General features: G+C 71.0%; 20 protein-coding genes. 11 read left to right on the forward strand and 9 right to left on the reverse strand.

Annotated elements, in window-relative coordinates; translation table 11 throughout:
- On the reverse strand, window positions 1-1,195 hold a 1,195-nt coding region (locus tag ACILRF_RS00840; protein ID WP_395670365.1), incomplete at its 3' end, for an AMP-binding protein.
- A gap of 322 nt (window positions 1,196-1,517) precedes the next feature.
- Here ACILRF_RS00840 and ACILRF_RS00845 point away from each other — a divergent pair.
- Both ACILRF_RS00845 and ACILRF_RS00850 read left to right on the forward strand, forming a co-directional pair.
- Entirely contained in the window at window positions 1,518-2,396 is an 879-nt protein-coding gene (locus tag ACILRF_RS00845; RefSeq protein ID WP_395670366.1) for a hypothetical protein, read from the forward strand.
- A 133-nt stretch (window positions 2,397-2,529) separates the two neighbouring features.
- Window positions 2,530-2,826, forward strand: a complete 297-nt coding sequence (locus tag ACILRF_RS00850; protein ID WP_395670367.1) for a hypothetical protein — start codon at window positions 2,530-2,532, stop codon at window positions 2,824-2,826.
- 92 nt (window positions 2,827-2,918) lie between these two features.
- Here the strand turns inward: ACILRF_RS00850 and ACILRF_RS00855 are convergent, their stop codons facing one another.
- The gene (locus ACILRF_RS00855) at window positions 2,919-3,221 is read right to left on the reverse strand and encodes a hypothetical protein (protein WP_395670368.1); all 303 of its coding nucleotides are present in this window, start codon (window positions 3,219-3,221) and stop codon (window positions 2,919-2,921) included.
- Between the two features lie 162 nt (window positions 3,222-3,383).
- Between ACILRF_RS00855 and prfA the strand changes: the two genes are divergently transcribed.
- The gene (prfA, locus tag ACILRF_RS00860) at window positions 3,384-4,457 is read left to right on the forward strand and encodes a peptide chain release factor 1 (protein WP_395670369.1); all 1,074 of its coding nucleotides are present in this window, start codon (window positions 3,384-3,386) and stop codon (window positions 4,455-4,457) included.
- Here the strand turns inward: prfA and ACILRF_RS00865 are convergent.
- Window positions 4,454-5,668, reverse strand: coding sequence for a YihY/virulence factor BrkB family protein (locus ACILRF_RS00865; RefSeq protein WP_395670370.1), 1,215 nt, complete (start codon window positions 5,666-5,668; stop codon window positions 4,454-4,456). The two genes, prfA and ACILRF_RS00865, sit on opposite strands and share 4 nt — an antisense overlap.
- Window positions 5,669-5,758: 90 nt before the next feature.
- Between ACILRF_RS00865 and ACILRF_RS00870 the strand changes: the two genes are divergently transcribed.
- From ACILRF_RS00870 to ACILRF_RS00880, 3 genes are all read left to right on the forward strand, one after another.
- Entirely contained in the window at window positions 5,759-6,547 is a 789-nt protein-coding gene (locus tag ACILRF_RS00870) for an MOSC domain-containing protein (protein ID WP_395670371.1), read from the forward strand.
- Window positions 6,547-7,416, forward strand: coding sequence for a peptide chain release factor N(5)-glutamine methyltransferase (gene prmC / locus ACILRF_RS00875; protein WP_395670372.1), 870 nt, complete (start codon window positions 6,547-6,549; stop codon window positions 7,414-7,416). Before ACILRF_RS00870 ends, prmC begins: the two co-directional genes overlap by 1 nt.
- A 245-nt stretch (window positions 7,417-7,661) precedes the next feature.
- On the forward strand, window positions 7,662-8,690 hold the full coding sequence (locus tag ACILRF_RS00880; RefSeq protein ID WP_395670373.1) for a DUF4167 domain-containing protein: 1,029 nt from the start codon (window positions 7,662-7,664) through the stop codon (window positions 8,688-8,690).
- 43 nt (window positions 8,691-8,733) lie between these two features.
- On the opposite strand, the gene ACILRF_RS00885 is transcribed toward ACILRF_RS00880, so the two are convergent.
- Together ACILRF_RS00885 and ACILRF_RS00890 are read right to left on the reverse strand one after the other, a co-directional pair.
- A complete protein-coding gene (locus tag ACILRF_RS00885; protein WP_395670374.1) occupies window positions 8,734-9,477 on the reverse strand; it encodes a prephenate dehydrogenase/arogenate dehydrogenase family protein in 744 nt (247 codons plus the stop codon).
- Entirely contained in the window at window positions 9,474-12,290 is a 2,817-nt protein-coding gene (locus tag ACILRF_RS00890; protein ID WP_395670375.1) for an ATP-dependent DNA helicase, read from the reverse strand. Before ACILRF_RS00890 ends, ACILRF_RS00885 begins: the two co-directional genes overlap by 4 nt.
- 101 nt (window positions 12,291-12,391) lie before the next feature.
- Here ACILRF_RS00890 and nhaA point away from each other — a divergent pair, with 101 nt between their 5' ends.
- The 3 genes from nhaA (at window position 12,392) to ACILRF_RS00905 (ending at window position 15,312) form a co-directional block, all read left to right on the forward strand.
- Window positions 12,392-13,561, forward strand: coding sequence for a Na+/H+ antiporter NhaA (gene nhaA, locus ACILRF_RS00895; RefSeq protein ID WP_395670376.1), 1,170 nt, complete (start codon window positions 12,392-12,394; stop codon window positions 13,559-13,561).
- Window positions 13,562-14,325: 764 nt separating this feature from the next.
- A complete protein-coding gene (locus ACILRF_RS00900) occupies window positions 14,326-14,787 on the forward strand; it encodes an ArsR family transcriptional regulator (protein WP_395670377.1) in 462 nt (153 codons plus the stop codon).
- Between the two features lie 90 nt (window positions 14,788-14,877).
- Entirely contained in the window at window positions 14,878-15,312 is a 435-nt protein-coding gene (locus ACILRF_RS00905; protein ID WP_395670378.1) for a helix-turn-helix domain-containing protein, read from the forward strand.
- Here ACILRF_RS00905 and ACILRF_RS00910 read toward each other — a convergent pair.
- Both ACILRF_RS00910 and ACILRF_RS00915 read right to left on the reverse strand, forming a co-directional pair.
- Window positions 15,309-16,016, reverse strand: a complete 708-nt coding sequence (locus ACILRF_RS00910; RefSeq protein WP_395670379.1) for a class I SAM-dependent methyltransferase — start codon at window positions 16,014-16,016, stop codon at window positions 15,309-15,311. The two genes, ACILRF_RS00905 and ACILRF_RS00910, sit on opposite strands and share 4 nt — an antisense overlap.
- Window positions 16,016-17,149 (reverse strand): saccharopine dehydrogenase family protein, encoded by a 1,134-nt coding sequence (locus ACILRF_RS00915; protein WP_395670380.1) that lies wholly within the window; start codon window positions 17,147-17,149, stop codon window positions 16,016-16,018. Before ACILRF_RS00915 ends, ACILRF_RS00910 begins: the two co-directional genes overlap by 1 nt.
- A gap of 92 nt (window positions 17,150-17,241) precedes the next feature.
- Here ACILRF_RS00915 and ACILRF_RS00920 point away from each other — a divergent pair, with 92 nt between their 5' ends.
- Entirely contained in the window at window positions 17,242-19,704 is a 2,463-nt protein-coding gene (locus ACILRF_RS00920; RefSeq protein ID WP_395670381.1) for a ligase-associated DNA damage response DEXH box helicase, read from the forward strand.
- Between the two features lie 10 nt (window positions 19,705-19,714).
- Window positions 19,715-20,428 (forward strand): ligase-associated DNA damage response endonuclease PdeM, encoded by a 714-nt coding sequence (pdeM, locus tag ACILRF_RS00925; protein WP_395670382.1) that lies wholly within the window; start codon window positions 19,715-19,717, stop codon window positions 20,426-20,428.
- Here pdeM and ACILRF_RS00930 read toward each other — a convergent pair.
- Together ACILRF_RS00930 and ACILRF_RS00935 are read right to left on the reverse strand one after the other, a co-directional pair.
- Window positions 20,425-21,177: a TIGR02186 family protein gene (locus ACILRF_RS00930; RefSeq protein ID WP_395670383.1), complete on the reverse strand. Its 753-nt coding sequence runs from the start codon at window positions 21,175-21,177 to the stop codon at window positions 20,425-20,427. The genes pdeM and ACILRF_RS00930 overlap by 4 nt on opposite strands.
- Entirely contained in the window at window positions 21,174-22,097 is a 924-nt protein-coding gene (locus ACILRF_RS00935) for a sulfite exporter TauE/SafE family protein (protein WP_395670384.1), read from the reverse strand. The genes ACILRF_RS00930 and ACILRF_RS00935 overlap by 4 nt, the downstream gene beginning before the upstream one ends.
- Between the last annotated feature and the right edge of the window lie 2 nt (window positions 22,098-22,099).

Consider the following 22,099-nt stretch of genomic DNA (forward strand, 5'->3'; position numbering starts at 1 on the left):
TCTGGCCGGGGCCGCATTCGATGCAGAACCCGTTGGCGCCGCGGATCGGGGCTTCGGCCTCGACGTCGAACTGGATGACCCGGATGTTGAAGCGCTTGCGCAGCCACTTGGGCACGCGGCCGATGGCGCCCTCGCGGCCATCGAAGTTGAACATCGAGACGTTGCCCTCGGTCGCGCCGTAGAACTCGAGGATCTCGGGGATGCGGAAGCGCTGCTTGAGTTGTGGCCACACGTCCGGGCGCAGGCCGTTGCCGAAGGCCAGGCGGATCTTGTGGCGGGTCTCATCCGGATGTTCGGGGGCGTTGACCAGGTAGCGGCACAGCTCGCCGATGTAGACGAACATGGTGCAACCCTCGGCCGTCACCTCCTCCCAGAAGTGGCTGGCCGAAAAGCGCCGGCGCAGAACCACCGAGCCGCCGTTCAGCAGGGCGGCGCCCATGGCGCACAGGCCGCCCGTGGCGTGATAGAGCGGCAGGGCGACGTAGATCCGGTCGCTGGCCTTGGCGTCCGTCGAGCCCGCGAAGCCGCGCATGTAGAGCTGGGCCCGCATGTGGGTGATCTTCGCGGCCTTCGGCAGGCCGGTCGTGCCCGAAGTGAAAATCAGCAGGGCGGTGTCGCGGGCCCGGACATCCTCACGGGCGATGCGGTCGGGCGGTAGCTGGCTGCAGCTCTTAAGCGCCTGGCCAAGGTCGCGCTGGCCGGGCTGAGGATGGCCGAGAATCCACTCCTGGAGGTTCTTCTCGACCAGCGACCGGGCGGCGGCGAAGGCGGCGGCGGTCTCGGCGTCGACGATCACGTGGCTGGCCTGGGAGACATTCAGGCAGTGGGCGAGGGCGGCGCCCTGCAACTGGTTGTTGATCAGGGCGGTGACGACGCCGACCTTCGACAGGCCATACCAGACGCAGAAGTACTCCAGCCGGTTGGGCATGAAGAGCGCCACCGTCTGGCCACGGCGCAGGCCGAGCCCCTTGGCCCAATGCGCGAAGCGGTTGGCGATGGCGTCCATCTCGCCATAGGTGACCGTGCGGCCTTCGAAGGTGATGGCCGGACGCTCGCGCCACTTGGCGGCGGCGGTCTGGAGGTCGTCGCAGATCAGGTTCGGGCTGTCCGGGGCGATCGACTTAACCCGGTTCAGGGTCCGCCGCAGACCGCGCAGGAAACGCCACTCGCGCTTCAGCCTTGCCTTGAGCCGCATCCATCCCCTCCGGACCTGAACCTTGGACCTTGGCGGGCGCACGCGCGCCCGGTCAAGGAAGGCCGGGTGGAATTTTGGCCGCAGGTCGGCAGCGCCACGCGAATTAAGGTCTTTTGTAGGCAGATGAACCCACCGCAAAGGCAGTCACTGATATCGCCAGCGCGTCCCTTTGACAGATGAGCGAAATATTTCAGAGGTTAAGATGTATTCGAGGTGGACAACGTCATGTTTCCACGTGGGCGTATAGCCAAGCTGGCGGTCACGTTTTTGGAACCCAAGCCGAGCCGTCGCGATTTCACCTCCACAAGATTGGAGGGACGCGATGTCCATGAACTATACCAGCACTCCGCAAGGCTTGACGCCCACCGGTTCCACTGCCTCCGTCTCGACGGAGCCGGCGCTGGACTCGGATTCGACGCGCGCCGCCGAGGGTGATGGCTCCCTGTTCGCCGCCACGCCGGTCTGGGAGCGATCCGGCAAGAAGCGCCGCGGCGCCCGGCCGGTGAGCGCCACCCAAGCCGCGCCCGCGGCCGTGGCGGCCGAAGCCAGCCCCGCGATGGCGCCGCGTTACGAACCGGCGCTGAACTCCGACATGACCACTGAGACCGCCCCCCGCTCGGAGGCGCTCCACGCGACGCCGCCGCGGACGCGGACCGTGGCGGCCAAGCGCCCGAACAGCCCGGCGGTGGCGCTGGCCGCCGGCGTCGTGGCCCTGGGCGGTCTGGCCGCGGCCGGGTTCTACGCCAGCCAGCCGCGGGACCGGGGCGTGGCGGAACTTTCGCCGGGCGAGCCGTCGGAACTGGCGGCCCTCGAAGCGGCGACGACGGCGCCCCTGAGCGCCACCGCCGCCCCGCCGCCGCGGGCGACCAGCGCCACCCAGGCGCAGGCCGACGCCCGGAGGCCGGCGCCGGTGCGGACGACCGCCGCGCCGCGCAACCGCCCGGCCGTGACAGCGGCCGCCGCGGCCGACGTCGGCCTGGACGCCAGCGCGAGCGCGACCCTGCCGACCGGCCCCATGCCCTATTCCAGCGTGAACGGCGGCGACACGGCGGCCTCGCCAACCGCGGCGACCGACACCCCGGCCGCCCTCACCCCGGCGCCGAGCACGACGCCGACCGTAACGCCGGCGCCGTCCATCGCGCCGGACACGGCGGTCCCCGACGCCGCCCCGGCCACCGGTGCGGACTCGACGGTCCAGTAAACGCTCGGTCCGAACGGCCAATGGGCGACCTCGCAAGGGTCGCCCATTTTCTTACGCCGTTCTCGATGAGGGCTGGCGTGGGGCGCGCCGGCGGGGTTAGCTGACGCACCTGTCACTCTTTGGAGAGCCAAGCATGTCCGCCGACGGCGCCTGGAAGATCAGCATCAACACCCCGATGGGACCGCAGGAGGCGAACGCCAACATCACCACCAGCGGCGATACCTTCACCGGCGAGATCTCGAGCGCGCTGCTGGGCTCGCAGACCATCCAGGGCCAGGTGGCCGGCGACACCCTGACCTGGACCAGCGACATCACCAGCCCGATGCCGCTGACCCTCGAGTTCGAGGCCAAGGTCGAGGGCGACAAGATGAGCGGCTCGGTCAAGCTGGGACCGTTCGGGGCCGGCGCGTTGAACGGCGTGCGGGCCTGATCGGCGCCTAACTACGCAAAGAGAAAGCCGCAGGCGCTAGCCGGCGGCTTTCCCACTTCCACCATCGCTCCCGTCGGGGCGGGAGAACGCCTTTAGTCCGCGGCGGGGGTGACCGAGCGGGCGGCGTCGCCCACCGCATCGGCCGCGCCGGCGGCGCTGTCGGCCACGCTCGACGCCGCGCTGCTCACCGCGTCGGTGCGGATCGCCTCCTGGCGGTTGGAGCTGAGCAGGAAGAAGGCGACGATCGCCACCAGGGCCAGGACCGCGATGCCGATCAAGACCCCGCCCATGCCCGAACCGCCGCGTTCCACATAGGTCGTGCCGCCGGCGTCGCGTTCGACGACGCGTTCGCTGGTCAGGCCATCACTGCGTTCCGTCACTCGTTCGGTCGCCATTTGAAGTTCTCCTGAAAGGACCTGCGCCCTCAAACTCTGAACCTGCGCCTTGCGTTCCGACCGGCGTTCTCGGGACGGCTCAGGTTGGGGGCGCTCGGCGGGGTTTGGCATCGCCGATCCCAGGCGCTAGAGGAGGCTCCCGCAATTCCGGAAGGCTGTTCGTTGCGACTCCCCCAGGCCCGGCTCGACCAGGTTCTCGACCGTTTTCGTGAGATCGAAGCCCGCATGGGCGCGGCCACGGACGGCGGCGAGATCGTTCGCCTGTCAAAGGAGCACGCCGAGTTGCGGCCGGTGGCCGAGGCGGTGCAGAGCCTGGCCCGCGCGCGCGACGAGCTGCCGGAGCTCGAGGCCATGGCGGCTGGCGACCCGGAGATGGCGGCCCTGGCCCAGGACGAACTATCGGCGCTGAAGGAGCGGCTGCCACGGCTCGAGCGCGAGGTGGCCCTGCTGTTGGCCCCCAAGGACCGGGACGAGAACGCCTCGGCGATCATCGAGGTGCGGGCCGGCACCGGCGGCGACGAAGCGGCCCTGTTCGCCGGCGACCTGTTCCGCATGTACCAGCGCTATGCCCAGGGCCGCGGATGGCGGGTCGAGATCGACAGCGCCTCCGAAGGCGAGATGGGCGGCTTCAAGGAAATCATCGCTTCGGTCAGCGGCGACGGGGTGTTCGGCCGACTCAAGTTCGAGAGCGGCGTCCACCGGGTGCAGCGCGTGCCGGCGACGGAGGCCCAGGGGCGCATCCACACCTCGGCGGCGACGGTGGCGGTGCTGCCGGAGCCGGAAGATGTCGAGATCGAGATCCGCGAGCAGGACCTGCGCATCGACACCTACCGCTCGTCCGGGGCCGGCGGCCAGCACGTGAACAAGACCGACTCCGCCGTGCGCATCACCCACCTGCCCACCGGCATCGTGGTGACCAGTTCCGAGAAATCGCAGCACCAGAACCGGGCGCGGGCCCTGAAGGCCCTGCAGGTCAAGCTCTACGACATGCAGCGTGAAGCGCTGGACACCGCCCGGTCGGACGCCCGCAAGAGCCAGGTCGGCTCCGGAGACCGCTCCGAACGCATCCGCACCTACAACTTCCCGCAAGGTCGGGTGACCGACCACCGCATCAATCTGACGCTCTACAACCTGCCCAAGGTGATGGAGGGCGAGGCGCTGGACGACGTCATCGAGCCGCTGATCGCCGAGGATCAGGCGGCGCGGCTGGCGGCCCTGGAGGACGAGCTGGGCTAGGCGCCTCTGCCTGGCGCAGGAGGCCTTCGCACCAGGTTCCCCACCTGGCGGCGGCTGGTGGCCCAAAGGATGCCGACGCCCTTGCGGACGCCGACGAAGGCCAGGCCGACGCTGTCGGCGACGACCGCGCCGCGCACGCCCATCGGCTTGGGCTCTCCGACCGTGGTGTCGAGGGCCGTCTGGTGCTCGACCTCGGCGTTGATCTCGGCCCCGAGCAGCAGGGCGATGACCGAGAACCAGATCCACACCAGGAAGCCGACGACCGCCCCGAGGGAGCCGTAGGTGATCTGGAAGCGGGCGACGTTGTTGACGTACCAGGAATAGCCCAGCGAGCCGCCCATCCAGATGGCGGCGGCGACGATCGCGCCGGCCACCACCCAGCGCCACTGCGCCCGGCGCCGGGAGGGTCCATAGCGATAGAGGATGGCGAAGGCCCCGGCGACAAGGCCGAACAGCGCCAGCCAGCGCAGCGGGATCAGCAGGCCGCCGGCCCCGATCTCGTCCAGCACCAGGGGCGCGGCGACCAGCAGCGCCGTGACCGCGGCCATGAACAGAAGCGCCGAGAAGGTGAAGCTGTAGGTCAGGATGACCCGCAGAACGTAGGGCCGCCGCTCCTGTTCGTCGTAGGCGATGTTGAGGGCGTCGACGAGGACTCGGACCCCGAGACTGGCGGTCCACAGGGACAGCACCGACGAGATCACGAAGGCGATGGAGAGCTCGGCCGGGCGCTGGGTGGCCAACCGGGTCATCTGCTCGCCGACGATGGAGAGGACGTCCGGCGGTACGAAGGCCGCGAGTTGGCCGAGCTGGCTCTCGACAGCGGCGACGTCGGAGATAAGGCCGTAGAGCGAGACGAACACCGCCACCGCCGGGGCCAGCGCGATCAGGACGTTGAAAGTCACCCCGCCGGCCAGGAAGGTCAGCCGGTCGTGGTTGCACTCGCGGTAGACGCGCCACGCGATGTCCTTCCAGCCGCGCGGCGGGATCTGGTGCGGCCAGGCGGCCAGCCGGCCACGGCCGGGCTCGATCTGTTCGAAATGGTCGGGAGCGGCGACCTCCGCCTTCGACAGGCCCTCCGGCCGGCTGCGGGTCGTCTGGATCCACAGGGCGGTCATGGCGGCCAGGCCGAGCCAGGGCGCGACGCCGAACGCGACGCGGCCCAGACCGCCTGTGCGCGCGGGGCGGGTTTCAGTTCGGTCCTTACGGCTCACGCCCCCTCCCCTGCTGCCTCCGCCAAAGGCGCCGCTTGAAGCGAAAACCCCCCGCCTGCGGCTTCCGTTCCGCTTGTGGGAAGCGGCCGCATGCGGCAACAGGCGGGCATGGTCGGGCGCATCGCATCCCTCTTCCGCTATCCCGTGAAGGGCTTCACCCCCGAGGCCGTCGACGAAATCGTCCTGACGCCGGGGGTCGGCATCGCCTTCGACCGGCTGTGGGCGGTCGAGGACGGCCCCCCGCGGCCGGGCAAGACGCCGGACTTCGTGCCGAAGCAGAAGTTCGCGGTCCTCGCCTCGACGCCGCGGGTCGCCGCCGTGCGGACGCGGCTGGACGACGCCACCGGCGAACTGAGCGCGACGGCCGAGGACTGTGCGCCGTTCTCCGGCCGTCTGTCCGATCCGGCCGATCGCGAGGCGTTCGCCGCCTGGCTCCGCGCCTTTCTGGGCGAGGACGTCCGCAACGCCCTGCGCGTCGTCGAAGCCGAGGGGCCGAAGCGCTACACCGACCATCCGAACGGCCAGCTGTCGATCATCAACCTCGCCAGCGTGCGCGACCTCTCGGCGCGGATGGGCGTAGAGCTCGATCCGCTGCGCTTCCGCGGCAACATCTACGTCGAGGGCTGGCCGGCCTGGATCGAAAACGACTGGACGGGCCGCGAGCTGTCGGTCGGATCGGCGCGGGTCGAGGTCTTCGACCAGATCGTCCGCTGCGCCGCCACGCACGTGAACCCGGTCACCGCCTGCCGCGACCAGGAGATCGTGCGCGGCCTGTTCGACAACTACGGCCACATGAACTGCGGCCTCTATTGCACGGTCGTGAGCGCCGGTGAGGTGCGGGCGGGCGAGAGCGCCGACGCGAGCCTGGAGACCGCCTGATGACCCTGACCCTCGTCCAGGCCTGGACCCACGCCAAGAAGACCCTGGAAGCCGCGGCCATCAGCGGACCTGTGATCGACGCCCGCATGCTGGTCGAGGCCGCCGCCGACGCTACGCGCAGCGACATCGTCACCGATCCCTACCGCCCGCTGACGGCCGAGCAGACGGCAACCCTGGAGGACTATCTGGCGCGGCGGGTGAAGCGGGAGCCGGTCAGCCACATCCTCGGCCGCAAGGGCTTCTGGAAGATCATGCTGCAGGTGAACCGCGACGTGCTGACGCCGCGGCCGGACACCGAGGTGGTGGTCGACGAGGTGCTGAAGCAGACCTCCGAGCACGAGGCCTTCTCCATGGTCGACCTCGGCGTCGGCTCGGGCGCCATCCTGCTGGCCGTGCTGGCCGAGCGGCCGGCCGCCAAGGGCCTGGGGATCGACGTCTCGGAAGAAGCCCTGGCGGTGGCCCGCGACAACGCCGCCCATCTCGGCCTGGCGGGCCAGGTCGCGCTGCTGCGCGGCGACTGGACGGCGGGCCTCGGCGACGCGAGCTTCGACATCGTGGTCTCGAACCCGCCCTACATCGCCACCGACGTGCTGGAGACCCTGGAGCCCGAGGTGCGGGACTACGAGCCGCGTCTGGCCCTGGAGGGCGGGGCCGACGGGCTCGACGCCTATCGCGTCCTGGCGCCGGAGATCCTGCGGGTGCTGAAGCCGACCGGGTTCTTCGCCATCGAGATCGGCTACGACCAGAAGGACGCCGTCGAGGCGCTGTTCCGCGAGGCGGGCGCTAGCAATGTGCGGACGATCCGCGACCTTTCGGACCGCGACCGCGTTGTGACCGGTTCGAAAAACCCCTTGGAAAGGATGTCCTGAGGCGCTACATCAATCTCGTCTCCACCCAATAAGGCCGGCAAGGCAGACGCGCCCGACGAGGGCGGCCGCCGCTCCGGCAGGCGCGACACTTCTCCTCAAGAAGGACTCTCGCTGAGATCTTCCGGGCGGAAGACGGGGAACACGAAGCGTCTTCAACATTCCGGCCGGGCCAGCCGCCCGAACCCGACATAAGGCCGCCGAAGGCCTCGGGACCGCTCAGGAAAGAGCCAAACGGTTATCGAATAATGAGAGATTTCAAGGGTATGAAGCGTCAGCGCGGGCGTAACCGCGGCGGTGGCGGCGGGGGCAAGCCCCAACAGCAGAACGCCAACCGTGCTTTCGACTCGAACGGCCCCGACGGCGTGAAGGTGCGGGGCAACGCCCAGCACGTCTTCGAGAAGTACCAGCAGCTGGCGCGCGACGCCGGTTCGGCCGGCGATCGGGTGCTGGCCGAGAACTACCTGCAGCACGCCGAGCACTATTTCCGCCTGCTGCGCGCCATGCAGCCGCAGCGGCCGGCCAGCGAGATCCTGGGCCGCGACCAGTTCAGCTCCGGCTTCGACATCGACTTCGAGGACGAGGGCGCCCAGGCGTTGGCGGAAGCCGCCGACGAGGCCGCCGCGGCCGGCGCAGGCGCCGAGCCCGCCACCACCGAGGACGCCGAGGCCCGCGAGCCGCGACGCGAGAACCGCGACCGCGAGGGCCGCGACCGGGATCGGGGCGAACGCTTCGAAGGCCGCCGCGACGACCGCGACCGGGATCGCGACGGCGGCCGCCGCGACCGCTGGCGTGACCGCGACGACCGCAACCGCGATCGTGACCGCGACCGCGACGATCGTCCGCGCGGCGACGACCGCCGCGACCGTGACGACCGGGCCCGTGACGACCGGGCCCGTGACGATCGACCCCGCGAAGATCGCCCCCGTGACGATCGTCCGCGCGATGAACGCCCGCGGGATCGCGACGACCGCCCGCGCGACCGGGATCGTGACCGTGACCGCGACCGCGATGAACGGCCGCGCGAGGAGCGTCGCGAGCGCTTCGAACGTCGCGACCGCGAGGAGGCGCCGATCGCCGCCGAGACCGAGGAGCGCGCCGGCCCGGTGCTGCGCGACGCCGAGGGTGGTGAAAGCCACGCGCCGGCCTTCCTGCAGGCCCGTACCGAGCCGCGGCCGGAAGCCTCCGACGAGCCGGTGCGCAAGCCCCGCCGCCGCCGCGCGCCACGCAGCTTCGAAGCCGGCGAAGGCCCGGCTTCCGAGACCGAAGAGGCCTGATGCCCGGCTCTCCCCCTCCCCGCGCCGCGGGGAGGCGCGGAGATCAGAGCTTCGCCTCCGCCTCGACGCGATCGAGCAAGGTGCGGGCTTGGTCGACGAAGGCGCGGACCACCTCCGGCGCGTAGGGATTCTGCCGCTGGATGGCGGCGAACAGCTCGAAGGTGTCGGCGCCGATCAGGCCGCAGAGGTCGAGCAGGTGCTGGTAGGACGGGGTCGCCAGCCGCTCGTTCGGGATCTTCAGATTGACCAGGGTCCGGCCGATGAGGTGCGTCAGGGCCTGGACGTAGGCCATCTCCTGATCGTGCTCCTCCGGCGTCGTCACCGTGACGTCGAGCCCGAGCTTTCGACCGAAGTCGGCGACGCAGTCGTGCCGCTCGCCGCGCACCGGACAGACCACGAACCGCCCGCCGGCGAGTCCGTCCCGCGCCACGCTCTGCGGGCCGAACAGCGGGTGGGTGGCGACGATGTCCACGTGGGCCGGCAACAGCTCGACCATCCAGCGGGCCGGCAGCGCCTTCACCGAGCCGACGTCGATGACGAGGGCGCCGGGGCGCAGGTGCGGGGCGATGGCCGCGAAGAGCTCGCGCATGGCGGCGACCGGCGCGGCGACCACCACGATCTCGCAGCCCGCGACCGTCGCCAGCGGGCCGAAGCCGACGCCGAGCGCTTCGGCGCGCGCCCGGGCCTCGGGCGCCGGGTCAGAGACCCGCACATCGAAATGGGTCTTCAGCACCCCGGCCGCGAGCTGGCCGAACTGTCCGAACCCGACAAGGCCAAGGCTGTTCATGGCGGCTGAGTAGCGCCGGTCGCCGAGCTTAGGAAGGCCGTGGTTTGTTCGATGGCCTCGACCAGGGTCACGCGCTGCAGTTCGACGCCGTCCGGCAGAGCGCTGAACAGGCGGGTGGGGGCCGCGGCGTCGAGCATCACGAAGACACCCTTGTCGTCGGCCCGGCGGATCAACCGGCCGAACGCCTGGGCGATACGGCCCCTGGCGATGGCGTCGTCGTAACCCTTGCCGCCGAACCGCAGGCGGCGGGCCTTGTGCAGGATGTCTGGCCTGGGCCACGGCACGCGGTCGAACACCAGGCACCGCAGGGACCTGCCCGGCACGTCCACGCCGTCGCGCACCGCATCCGTGCCGAGCAGGCAGGCGTCCTGCTCGGCGCGGAAGATGTCGACCAGGGCGCCGACTTCCAGCGGGTCCACGTGCTGGGCATAGAGGGCCAGGCCGCGGTCGGCGAGCGGCGCGGCGATCCGCTCGTGCACGGCGCGCAGCCGGCGAATGGCCGTGAACAGGCCAAGCCCGCCGCCGCCGGCCGCCAGGAACAGCTCGCGCATGGCGGCGGCGACCTGGCGCGGATCGTCGCGGCCGACGTCGGTGACCACCAGGCAGCGGGCCTGGGCGGCGTAGTCGAAGGGCGAGGCTAGCCGCAGGGTCTTCGGCCGCTCAGGCAGGCGCGCGGCCCCCGTGCGCATCTCGGCCAGGGCGAAGGGATCGTCCAGCGTCTGGTCGGCCAGGGTGGCGCTGGTGACCAGCACCCCGTGGGCCGGGGCGATGACGGCGTTGGTCAGCGGCTCGGTCGGATCGACCCAGTGGCGGCGGCAGGCGGCGTCGACCACCCGGCCGTAGAGGAAGGTGGCGTCGAACCAGTCGACAAAATCGGGATCGTCCTCGGAATCCTCGTCGATGGCGCGCAGCATGGCGCGCCAGGCCGGCAGGGTCATTCGCGCCCGGCGGTCGAGGCCGCGCAGAGCGCCCTCGATGCGCGCGCGCTCGGCCCCGCCAAGGGTGGCGGCCTCCGCGTCCATGACGTCCTCCAGCGCGCGGGCCAGCGCCAGCAGGGGGGCCTCGATCCGCGACAGAGCGGCGGCGGCCTCGCGGGCGGCCTCACGAACCCGATCGGGCGCCGGTCGAGCGGCGCATTCCATCCCGACTTCCGACGGCGCGGCGCGGGCGCGGAGCTGTTCGAGCACGACGACCAGGAAGGTCTCGATCGGGCCGACCGGTTTCACCTCGCCGTTCGGCGGTGCGATGCGCCCGGACCATCCCTCGCCCGGCAAGACGGCGGCGGCGCGGGTGGCGTCGACCAGAGCCTGCTGGGCGTCCTCATGGTCGCCAAGCACGTCCATCAGCCGCGCCTCCAGACCCCGGCCGCGGCGGCCGCGGCCTTCGGGCCCACGAATCCAGCGACGCATCTCGGCGCTTTCGGCTCCCGACAAGGCGGCCGAGAAGGCGCTGTCGGCGGCGTCGAACAGGTGGTGGCCCTCGTCGAAGACGATCCGCTTGAGCTGGGTCGTCTCGTTATCGGCCTTGGAGCCGCGCGCCGCGCGGGCGCCGTCGAAGGCCGCCTGGGTCAGGACCAGAGCATGGTTGGCGATCACGACGTCGGCCCGGCGCGAGCCGCGCACCGCCTTCTCGACGAAGCAGGTCCGATAGTGCTGGCAGCCGGCGTGGATGCATTCGCCGCGTCGGTCGACGAGGTTGGCGGCGCTGGCCTGAGCGGCCGGCGGCACGGCGAACAGGGTCGGCAGCCAAGCCGGAAAGTCGCCGCCGGTCATGTCGCCGTCGCGCGTCGCCCGGGCCCAGCGGGCGGTGAGCCCGAGGCCGACGAGGTCGGCGGCGCCGAGCTGAGCCTGGTTGGCCTGGTCCTGGAAGTTCAGCAGGCAGAGGTAGTTTTCGCGTCCCTTGCGGACCACCGCCTTCCTGGCCCGCACCTTCGGATCGGGGAACAGGGCGGCGCTCTCGCGCTCGATCTGCCGCTGCAACGCACGAGTGTAGGTCGAGACCCAGACCGCCGGACCGTTGGCTTCGGCCCACAGGGAGGCCGGCGCGAGGTAGGCGAGCGTCTTGCCGGTGCCGGTTCCGGCCTCGGCCAACATCATCCGCGGCTCGCCCTCGCGGTCGCGCGGCTGGAAGGCGAAGGCGGCCTCGCCGGCGAACTCGGCCTGGACCGGGCGGGCCTCATCGAGGCCGGCGTTGCGCAGCAGGGCGGCGAGACGCTGGGCGGCCTCCTCGGGCTGAACGGCGCGCGAGCCCGGTTCGCCCGGCGGGGCCTCGCCCTCCCATTCGACAAGCCGGCTCCAGACGTCGAGGCCTGACGAGCGGAACTGGTTGCCCACCGGGGCGCTGCGCAAGGCGCCGACAACCGAGCCGCCCCATGCCCAGCCCGCCCGGGACAGGGTCTCGGCGATGGCCAGAGACTCTTCGCGAGACGGCTCCGGCGTCGCGGCGAGTTCGGCCAGGAGGAGATCGCAAGCGTGGGACAGGATCTGCGCCTGGGCCTCGGCGCCCTTGGGCTCCGGCAACCCCAGGGCCTGGGCGAGGCCGGCCGCGGACGGGGCGCAGTACCGCGCCGGGCGGACGAAAGCGAACAGTTCCAGGGCGTCGAAGATGCGCGGGCTGCGCGGCGGCGGATTGAGGCCGAGTCGGCGGGCCGTCATCGCAGCGTGGGCGAGCAGCACCGGCGCGCTTTCGATCAGGTCGCGCGCCTCCGGCCCCCGGACCAGACGCGCGCCGGCCCCGTCGCCGACGGCCGCCCGCGGCCCGGGCAGCACCACCAGGGCGGGGGCGAGGGACAGGGCGGGCGGGGTGGCGGTCACCGCCGGAGATTAGCGGAGTCGGCGCGGAACGAAAAGCGAACCGCGAAGACAACCCCGGCTGCGATGATATGACAGGGGCCGGGCAGACTTCTGGAGATCCGATGACCGCCACGCGCCCCCGTTCGGCCATGCGAGAATTCCTCCGGGGCGAGGCGGCGAGCGGCATCCTGCTGATGGCGGCGGCGGCGGCTGGCCTGCTGATCGCCAACTCGCCGCTGGCGGCCGGCTACTTCGGCCTGCTTGAACGGCATGTCGGCCCGCTGAGCGTGCTGCACTGGATCAACGACGGGCTGATGGCCGTGTTCTTCATGGTCGTCGGCCTGGAAGTGAAGCGGGAGTTGGTCGATGGCCAGCTGTCGACTTGGCCGCGAAGGGTGCTGCCCGGGCTCGCCGCGCTCGGCGGGATGGTGATCCCCGCGGTGATCTACCTGCTGATCGCCCGGGACACGCCGGGCGCGCTGCGCGGCTGGGCGACGCCGGCGGCGACGGACATCGCCTTCACTCTCGGCGTGCTGGCCTTGCTGGGACGGCGGGCGCCGGTGTCGCTGAAGGTGTTCGTCACCGCGCTGGCCATCATTGACGACCTCGGCGCCGTCGCGATCATCGCCCTCTTCTATACGGCCGAGCTCTCCCTGCCCTGGCTGGGGGCGGCTGGCGCGGTCCTCGCGGGCATGACGGCGATGAACCGGCTGAACGTCCGGCGCCTGTGGCCCTACATGCTCGGTGCGGCCCTGCTCTGGGTCTGCGTGCTGCAATCCGGAGTTCATGCGAGCCTGGCGGGCGTGGCGGCGGCGATGACCGTGCCGCTGGATCGCTCGAAGGCGGCGCCCGACGCCCATGCGTCGCCGCTACACCGCCTGGAACACGCCCTGCACCCCTGGTCGGCGTTCCTCGTCGTGCCGGTGTTCGGCCTAGCGAACGCCGGGATCAGCCTGCTCGCCCTGCCGGCCGACGCCCTGGTCGCCCCGGTGACGATGGGCGTGGCGCTGGGCCTGTTCCTCGGCAAACAGGTCGGCGTCTTCGCCTCCGCCTGGGCGGCGGTTCGGCTGGGTTGGGCCGACGCGCCGGAAGACACGTCCTGGGCTCAGGTCTACGGCGCGGCCCTGCTGTGCGGGATCGGCTTCACCATGAGCCTGTTCATCGGCCTGCTGGCCTTCCCGGATGCACCGACGCTTCAGGCGGAAGTGAAACTCGGCGTGCTGGTCGGATCGCTCGCCTCCGCTCTCGCCGGAGCCGCCGTCCTCGGGCTGTCCGGCCGTCCAAACAGTTAGCGGGAACGGTTTCCGCGCATCGTCGTTATCCTCACGACCGCGCGATACCCCCCGATCGGCGCGGTCGGAAAAGGCGGCTCCGCCACACCCCTGGCACCCCCCTGACGCCGATGCGGAGCCGCCGACTTCCCCCCAGAGCCTGAGCGCCGCTCAACCAGCGCTCGCTTTTACAGCGTCAAAACATGTGCGAAACGCCGTCAGCGTAACAGTCGTCGGCGAACCATGAGTCTGAACTCTCTGCCGCTTTCCGAGATCCGACTCGTCGCACGCCTGTCTATCGACTTCCTGCTCGATATGGTTCGCGTGTCGAGGAACGGGGAAACTCTCGCCGATACCCTGATCCTCATGGCGATTCTGCAGGCGAACCTTGCACCGCTGCTGCAGGACCGCGCTCTGTCGCGCGAGTACCACGAAAAGACGCCGCCTGACACGTTACGGCGGCCCACCAGCGCCAGCGCGGTGGCGGCCTCCTTACGCATGCCTTACGAGACTGTGCGCCGCCGCATCGCGGGCCTGGCGGCGCGGGGCCTCTGCCGGCAGACGGAGCGGGGGGTCTACGTTCCCCACAGCATCAACCTGACTCCGCACGCCGCCGTGGTCGTGAAGGGCATCCACGACTGCACCCGGGCCTTCTACGGACGGTTGCAACAGGCGCGCCCCTGCCGCCCCTGCCCGCGGCCGAGCGCCGGCTGGTTGCGCCAGCGGCGCCTTACATCCTGGCCCGCCGGGCCTCGTCGGAGTACGCGCTGCGGCTCGTCGACGAGGTGTCGCGGATCTTCGGCGACGTCATCGGCGGCCTGGTGATGTTCGAGGTCGTGCGGTCCAACACCGGCCACCTGCCCGATCAGGACCGCGGCGGCGACCGGCCTGGGATCAGCAGCTTCCTGCCCGACGAGGAGCGCCGGCCGGCGCGTATGTCGGCGATCGGCGCGCGACTGGGCGTGCCGCCGGAGACGGCCCGCCGCTACGCCCTGCGGCTTGTGGAGCAGGGCTTCTGCCAACGCCATCGCAATGGCCTCGTCGCGCCAGCCGAAGTCCTGGCGAGTTCGAGCTTCATCGGGCTGATGACCCTCAACCACACCAACCTGACCCGCATGTACGGCTCCCTGTCTCGCGCCGGCGTCATCGAGGCCTGGGACTCGATGCCCGGCTGCGATCACGCTGACGGGATAAATTTACTGCGTCAGCTCGCCGCACCCGGCCTCATCCGCCCCCAAAATGGGTAGGGTTGGACTTCAACCGCCGGTTGGATGCTCCACTACAGATACAGCTGACCGCATCAGCGGCAGCGGGGACCATCTGGGGCGTCTCAGACCATGACCAAGCCGTTCAAGCCGAATCTCGCGACCGCCACGCCTGTCGACGCCGACGCTCACCCCGTCGACCGCCACGTCGGCTTGCGCATCCGCATGCGTCGCAAGGAGCTCGGCATGAGCCAGGACAAGCTCGCCGAGGCGTTGGGCATCACCTTCCAGCAGGTTCAGAAGTACGAGCGCGGCTCGAACCGCGTCAGCGCCTCGAAGCTGTGGGAGACGGCGCGGGCGCTCCGTGCGCCGATCAACTATTTCTACGAAGGCCTGCCCGAGGACAGCGACGCGAGCACCAAGTCGCTGGGCGCGCACGCCTTTTTGATGACAACCGACGGTCTGGAGCTGGCCGCGTCGTTCCCGAAGATCGAGGACCCCAAGCTGCGGCGCAAACTGGTCGAGCTTGTTCAGTCGCTCGCGTCGGACGAGATCACAGATGATTAAGGCGGCGAGGCCGCACAGGGCTTGATCTTGTCGGGCTCGGGCCGACGCCCGGCCCGCGGCGGCGCGAACACCGCCAGGTAGCCGCCGCCGCCCGTCAGGCGGATCTGGCGGACCTGCCGGTAGCCGACCGCTTCGAACTCACACTTCAGCAAGGCCGGCGGCGTGCCATGGCGGTCCGGGGTGCGGTCGACGTCGATCACACCGACCCGCGCTTCCGGCTTCAGCGCATTGGCCAGGTTCCAAAGCAGGGCGTAGGGGTTCTCGATCTCGTGGTACATGTGGACCAGGATCGCCCGGTCGACCCGGCGCGGGATCCGCGGATCGTCCGGCGCCCCTTCGACCACCACTACGTTCGACAGGCCGCGACGGGCGACCTCGGTGCGCAGCATCTCGAGGTGCCGGGGTAAGATGTCCTGGGCGAAGACACGGCCGTCGGGACCGACCACCGCCGACAGCCGCACGGTGTGATAGCCCGATCCAGCCCCGATATCGGCCACCGACATGCCGGGGCGAATGCCGAGGCCGCGGACCAGCTGGCCGGTCTCGTCGGCCTGGTCGCGGTCGGGGCCGCTGGTCCAGGCCGGGCTGACGATGGCGGCGACCGGCCGATCCGGCTTGGGGAAGGCCGAGGCCGGCTGCGCTTCGGTCGTGCGCGAGCAGGCGCAGGCGACCAGCGCGGACAGGGTCAGGACAAGCGGGCGCATCATGCCTCTACGTCGAACCTCAGTCCCGCCTTGGCCGCAAGTCGCGCGACGAGACGCTCGCGCATGGCGGCGCCTGGGGTCCAGACGCCGCCCGGAATGTCGAGGGGTTCGAGGATCAGGCACAGCGCCGCCTCGGCGACGATCTTCGAGGTCGAGCCGTAGCCCGGATCGCGATCGCCATGCACGCCGATGCGGACCTTGCGGCCATCGTCGAACAGACCTGTGAAGGCGAGATCGTAGAAGCCGGCGTCCCGCTCGGCTGCGCTCGGCCCCTCGCCGGGCTTCGGGGCCCCCACGAGGTCGAACTCGGTCTTGGCGCCCTCCGCGACGATCGCCCGCTCATCGTAGAGGAAGCCCGCGCCGTAGGGGTGGCCCATCAGCAGGTTGGAGCGGTGGACGATCTTGGTGTTGATCGGCGCCATCATGAACGGCCCGACCTCGAGCCCGAGGTCGGGGTCGACCTCCACCGTCTGGCCGTTCGGCTGCGGCGGCCCGCGAAAGCCGGGCGTCAGGGCGAAGGGATCGAGCATGACCGGCAGCAGCGCCCGGTCGGCCTGAATAGCGGCGATGGTCGCCCCGCCGCTGGCCGCTGTTCCGCCCGACAGGCCCCCGCGGATCGCCCGGACGCGCCCGTTGACCCGCGGCGCCGGCGCGCCGAACCGCGCGCGGGCCTCCGACTGGCAAAGATAGACGCCGAGTTCGAAGGGGATGCTGTCGAACCCCGAGGCGTGACAGAGCCGGGCGCCGCTGGCCCTCGCCGTCTCATGATGGGCGACCACGGTGCGCGCCAACCACAGCGGCTCGCCGCAGAGGTCGAGGTAGTCGGTCCCCGCCGCGGCGCAGGCGGCGATCAGGGCGTCGCCGTAGAGCTGGTAGGGACCGACGGTGGTGAGCACGGCGCGCGTGCGGCGGACCATCGCCGCCAGGGCCTGCGGATCGTCGGCCGCAGCGGTCAGCAGCGCCGTTTCGGGCGGCGCGCCGATCTCGTCGCGGACCGCGGCCAGCTTTTCGGCGTCGCGGCCGGCCATCGCCCAGCGGACATCGCCGCCCTGGCCGTAGTTGCGGGCCAGGTGCTCAGCGACGAGCCGGCCGGTGTAGCCGCTCGCCCCATAGACGATCAGGTCGAATTCCATCGGGCGGGACGCTTGCGCAGCGCCGCCGCCGACGCAAGCCCTGCTGTGCATCGCGGCTCGAAACGGAACGGGAACATGCTATAGGCAGAGGGATGGCCGACGCAGCGGTCCCCACCTCCGACCTTCTGCCGCCCAGGTTCGCCCGCTGGTTCGCCGAGCGGGGCTGGAGCGCGCGCGCCCACCAATTGGCGATGGTCGAGCGGGCGCGGGCCGGCCGGGACGCCCTGCTCATCGCGCCGACCGGCGGCGGCAAGACGCTGGCCGGGTTCCTGCCGAGCCTGATCGAGCTCTCGGAACGGCCGCCGTCCAACACCGCGCCGGGGCTGCACACCCTCTACATCTCGCCGCTGAAGGCGTTGGCGGTGGACGTCGAGCGGAACCTGAATGCGCCGATCATGGAGATGGCGCTTCCGGTCACCGCCGAGAGCCGCACCGGCGACACCGGCGTCTCGCGCCGTCAGCGCCAGCGGTTGAAGCCGCCGGACATCCTGCTGACGACGCCGGAACAGCTGGCCCTGCTGTGCGCCTGGGAAGGCGCGCGGGCCTATTTCGAGAGCCTGTCGTGCGTGGTGCTGGACGAAATCCACACGCTGCACGCCTCCAAGCGCGGCGATCTCCTGGCCCTCGATCTGGCGCGGCTGCAGCAGCTCGCGCCCAACATGCGCCGGGTCGGACTGTCGGCGACGGTCGACGATCCGGAGATCATCAAGCGCTGGATGGGCGGCGGCGGCGGGCCCGCCTCGATCGACCTGGTTCGGGGCCCCGGCGGGGCCGAGCCGATCGTCGAGGTGCTGCTGTCGGAGGGCCGGGTGCCGTGGGCCGGGCACACCGCCCAACACGCCATGGCCGAGGTCTATGAGGTCATCAAGCGATCCAAGACGGCTCTGGTGTTCGTCAACACCCGTTTCCAGGCCGAGTTCGCGTTTCAGGAGCTGTGGCGGCTGAACGAGGACGCCCTGCCGATCGCCCTGCACCACGGCAGCTTGGCGGCCGAGCAGCGGCGGCGCGTCGAGGCGGCGATGGCGCGCGGCGAGCTGCGGGCCGTTGTCTGCACCTCGACGCTGGACCTCGGCATCGACTGGGGCGACGTCGATCTCGTCATCCAGCTGGCCAGCCCGAAAGGGGCGAGCCGGATGGTGCAGCGGATCGGCCGCGCCAACCACCGGCTGGACGAGCCGAGCCGGGCGATCTTCGTGCCGGCCAACCGCTTCGAGATGCTCGAGTGCCAGGCAGCCCGCGAGGCGATCGCCGAGAACCGGCTGGACGGCGATCCGCCGCGCATCGGCGCGCTGGACGTCCTGGCGCAGCACGTCATGGGCTGCGCCTGTTCCGAACCGTTCGATATCGTACAACTGTACGACGAGGTCCGCACCGCGGGCCCATACCGCGACCTGCCCTGGGAGGACTTCGAGCAGGTGGTCGATTTCGTCTCGACCGGCGGCTATGCGCTCAAGACCTACGATCGCTTCCGCCGGATCGTGAAGGGGCCCGACGGCCTGTGGCGGGTGCGGAACCTGCAGACCGCCCAGCGGCACCGACTGAACGTCGGGGCGATCATCTCGCCGGCCACCCTCTCCGTGCGCCTGGCCGGCCGAGGCGGACGGGGCGGCCGCAAGATCGGCGAGGTCGAGGAAGGCATGCTGGAGATGCTGGAGCCCGGCGAGACCTTCGTCTTCGCCGGCCAGACCTGGCGACTGGTCGAGGTGACCAACCTTGACGTCCTGGTCGCCCCGGCCAACGACCGCGACCCGAAGATGCCCTCCTGGGGCGGCTCGAAGTTCGCGCTTTCCACCTACCTCGCCAAGCGCGTCCGCGAGCTGATGTACGACCAGGCGCACTGGCGGGTGCTGCCGGCCGACGTGCGCGAGTGGCTGGAGGCGCAGCGCGATCGGTCGATCATCCCCGAGGCCGACGAGATGCTGCTGGAGACCTTCCCGCGCGGGAAGCGGCACTTCATGGTCTGCTATCCCTTCGACGGGCGGCTGGCGCACACCACGCTCGCCATGCTGCTGACCCGACGCCTGGAGCGGGCCGGCGCCGCGCCCCTGGGCTTCGTCTGCAACGACTACGCCCTGGCGATCTGGGCGCTGAAGCCGCTGGACGACCTCGATTTCGACGAACTGTTCAGCGAGGACATGCTGGGCGACGACCTCGAGGCCTGGCTGAACGAGAGCTTCATGATGAAGCGGGCCTTCAAGGGTTGCGCGATCATCGCCGGCCTGATCGAGCGTCGTTTCCCCGGGGAGCAGAAGACGGGGCGGCAGATCACCTTCTCCACCGACCTGATCTACGACGTGCTGCGCCGCCACCAGCCGGACCACCTCTTGCTGCGTTGCGCGCGCGAGGACGCGGCGACCGGTCTTATCGACGTGGCGCGCCTCGGGCAGATGCTGGCGCGGATCCGCGGCGGCATCCGCCATGCGGCTATTGCGCGCCTGTCGCCATTCTCGGTTCCCATCCTGCTGGAGATCGGCAAGGAACGGTCCCCGGGCGCGGCGGGCGAGATGATCCTGGCCGAAGCCGAGGAAGACCTGATCGCCGAGGCGCTCAGTTGAGGTGTCCGAGTTGAGCCACGCCTACGATTTCGCGAGCAGCCCCTGCGGCTCCCTGCGCACCGCGGTGCGGCGGGCCGAGGTCACGCTGCGCCCGTCCGGGGCGATGTGGCTGGCGGCCGAACAGGCGCTGATCGTCGCCGACCTGCACCTGGAGAAGGGCTCGTCCTACGCGGCGCGCGGCCAGATGCTGCCGCCATACGACACCCGCGAGACCCTGGCGCGACTGGAGGGCGAGGTCCTTGCCTTGGCGGCGCGGACGGTGGTGCTGCTGGGCGACACCTTCCATGACCGCAAGTCGGAGGAGCGGCTCGCGGCCGACGATGCAGCGCGGCTGCGCGAGCTGGCCGCCGGGCGGCGTCTGATCTGGGTGATCGGCAACCACGACGCCGACGGCCCGAGCGCCCTGCCCGGCGAGGCCGTCGACGAGATCGAAATCTGTGGCCTGACCCTGCGCCACGAGCCGCAGGCCGGCCAGCAACCGGGCGAGATCGCCGGCCACCTGCACCCGGCGGCCAAGGTGCGGGCCAGCCGCGGCAGCGTCCGGCGGCGCTGCTTCGTGACCGACGGCGAGCGGGCGATCTTGCCGGCCTTCGGGGCCTACGCCGGCGGACTGAACGTGCGGGACGCCGCCTTCGCCGGCCTGTTCGCGCGGCCGCCGCTGGCCGGCGCACTGGGCGCGGCGCGGGTGCATGCGGTCGGCTGGCGCTCGCTCGGGCCCGATTAATCGCGCCGGAAGACGAAGCTCGCGCCCCAGCCGGCGGCCAGGGCCAGCAGCATCGAGGCCAGGCCGTAGAGCCACGGCCGCTCGTGGGCCAGGACGTACAGCGTCCGTTCGATACCGACCTTCTCGACATTCAGGGTGCGGCTGCGTGTCGAGACCGGCTCGCCGTTCTGGAACAGCAGGATGTCCGCCATGTACTGTCCCGTCGGCGCTTGGGCCGGCAGGGCGATCTCGGCGCGGAACAGGCCGCGGTCGACGAACCGCACGCCGCGGCCGCTCTCGGCATAGAGGCCGGTCTGCTGCTTCAGTCGCACAACCGCCTGCCGCCAGAGCAGGTAATCGGAGCCCAGCCGGCTGACCACCACGTCGCGGACGCCGTAGCGGGTCTCGACCCGCTGCTCGGCCGGGGCCCGGATCGGCAGGTGGTCGAGCCCGGCGCCCAGCCGTCTCAGGACGCGAAACCGGGCGATCTCCTCGAGCGGCCGGGTCGAGGCCGCCATGTAGAAGCCCGGCGCGCCCTCGAAGACCACCGGCCGGCCGTTGACCCACAGGCCCGCGGTCCGCACCCGGCGCGCGATGCGCACCGGCTGTTCCGGGCCGCGGACGATCACCACCACGTCGGTCGGCCGGCGGGCGGGATCGAACACGGCGCCGTAGAGCACGATACGGGCGCCGCGGAAGCTGGAGCTGACCTGAACCCGGGTCTCGGTCAGGGCCGCCGAGACGGCCGGCGGTGGGGCCTCGGCGATCATCCGAGAACGCCCTGCATCAGAACGAACGGCTCTTCCGGCTGGATGAACAGGCCGAGCCCCATGCGCAGACCGACCGCCAGGACGATCAGCGCCAGGATCGCGCGCAGCTCCTCGGCGCGGAACCGGGTGGAGGCCCGCGCCCCGAGCTGGGCGCCAAGCACGCCGCCGGCCAGCAGCAGGGCGGCGAGCACCACGTCGACGGTCTGGTTGCGGCCGGCCTGCAGGACGCCGGTCAGGGCCGAGGTGACGATAATCTGGAAGAGACTGGTGCCGACCACCACCCGGGCCGGCATTCGCAGCAGATAGACCATGGCCGGAACCAGGACGAAGCCGCCGCCGACCCCCATCACCGCCGACAGCACGCCGACGAAACCGCCCAGCGCCAGCGGCGGGATGACGCTGACGTAGAGGCGCGAGCGCGGGAACCGCATCTTGAGCGGCAGGCCGTAGAGCCAGAGCGGCCGGCGATCGCCGCGCGGCGGCGGCGGCAGGCCGCGACGGCGGCGCAGGATGGCTCTCAGCGACTCCGTCAGCATCAGGCCGCCGATGATCCCCAGGAAGATGAGGTAGGACAGCGCCACGACGAGGTCGGCCTGGCCGAGCAGCCTCAGCCAGCGGAACAGCTCGACCCCGGCGATCGCCCCGCCGATCCCGCCGACCGCCAGCACCCCGCCCATCCGCCAGTCGACCGCCCGGTTGCGGCTGTAGGCGACGACGCTCGACACCGAGGAGGCGGCGACGTGGTTCGACATGCTGGCCACGGCCACGGCGGGCGGAATGCCGAGAAACACCAGCATCGGCGTCATCAGGAAACCGCCGCCGATGCCGAACAGGCCGGAGATGAAGCCGACGAGCGCCCCCAGCGCCACCAGCAGCGGCGCGTTCACCGAAGTCTCGGCGATAGGCAGGTAGATATCCAACC

The sequence above is a fragment of the Phenylobacterium sp. genome (genome assembly GCF_044236515.1).
In the GTDB taxonomy this organism is placed as follows: Bacteria; Pseudomonadota; Alphaproteobacteria; order Caulobacterales; family Caulobacteraceae; genus Phenylobacterium.

What these genes read in the sequence shown, in the direction of transcription:
- ACILRF_RS00845 (WP_395670366.1), top strand. Translation starts at nt 1,518, where the DNA reads ATGTCCATGAACTATACCAGCACTCCGCAAGGCTTGACGCCCACCGGT.
- ACILRF_RS00850 (WP_395670367.1), top strand. Translation starts at nt 2,530, where the DNA reads ATGTCCGCCGACGGCGCCTGGAAGATCAGCATCAACACCCCGATGGGA.
- ACILRF_RS00855 (WP_395670368.1), bottom strand. Translation starts at nt 3,221, where the DNA reads ATGGCGACCGAACGAGTGACGGAACGCAGTGATGGCCTGACCAGCGAA.
- ACILRF_RS00870 (WP_395670371.1), top strand. Translation starts at nt 5,759, where the DNA reads ATGCGGCAACAGGCGGGCATGGTCGGGCGCATCGCATCCCTCTTCCGC.
- prmC (WP_395670372.1), top strand. Translation starts at nt 6,547, where the DNA reads ATGACCCTGACCCTCGTCCAGGCCTGGACCCACGCCAAGAAGACCCTG.
- ACILRF_RS00880 (WP_395670373.1), top strand. Translation starts at nt 7,662, where the DNA reads ATGAGAGATTTCAAGGGTATGAAGCGTCAGCGCGGGCGTAACCGCGGC.
- ACILRF_RS00885 (WP_395670374.1), bottom strand. Translation starts at nt 9,477, where the DNA reads ATGAACAGCCTTGGCCTTGTCGGGTTCGGACAGTTCGGCCAGCTCGCG.
- nhaA (WP_395670376.1), top strand. Translation starts at nt 12,392, where the DNA reads ATGACCGCCACGCGCCCCCGTTCGGCCATGCGAGAATTCCTCCGGGGC.
- ACILRF_RS00905 (WP_395670378.1), top strand. Translation starts at nt 14,878, where the DNA reads ATGACCAAGCCGTTCAAGCCGAATCTCGCGACCGCCACGCCTGTCGAC.
- ACILRF_RS00910 (WP_395670379.1), bottom strand. Translation starts at nt 16,016, where the DNA reads ATGCGCCCGCTTGTCCTGACCCTGTCCGCGCTGGTCGCCTGCGCCTGC.
- ACILRF_RS00915 (WP_395670380.1), bottom strand. Translation starts at nt 17,149, where the DNA reads ATGGAATTCGACCTGATCGTCTATGGGGCGAGCGGCTACACCGGCCGG.
- ACILRF_RS00920 (WP_395670381.1), top strand. Translation starts at nt 17,242, where the DNA reads ATGGCCGACGCAGCGGTCCCCACCTCCGACCTTCTGCCGCCCAGGTTC.
- ACILRF_RS00930 (WP_395670383.1), bottom strand. Translation starts at nt 21,177, where the DNA reads ATGATCGCCGAGGCCCCACCGCCGGCCGTCTCGGCGGCCCTGACCGAG.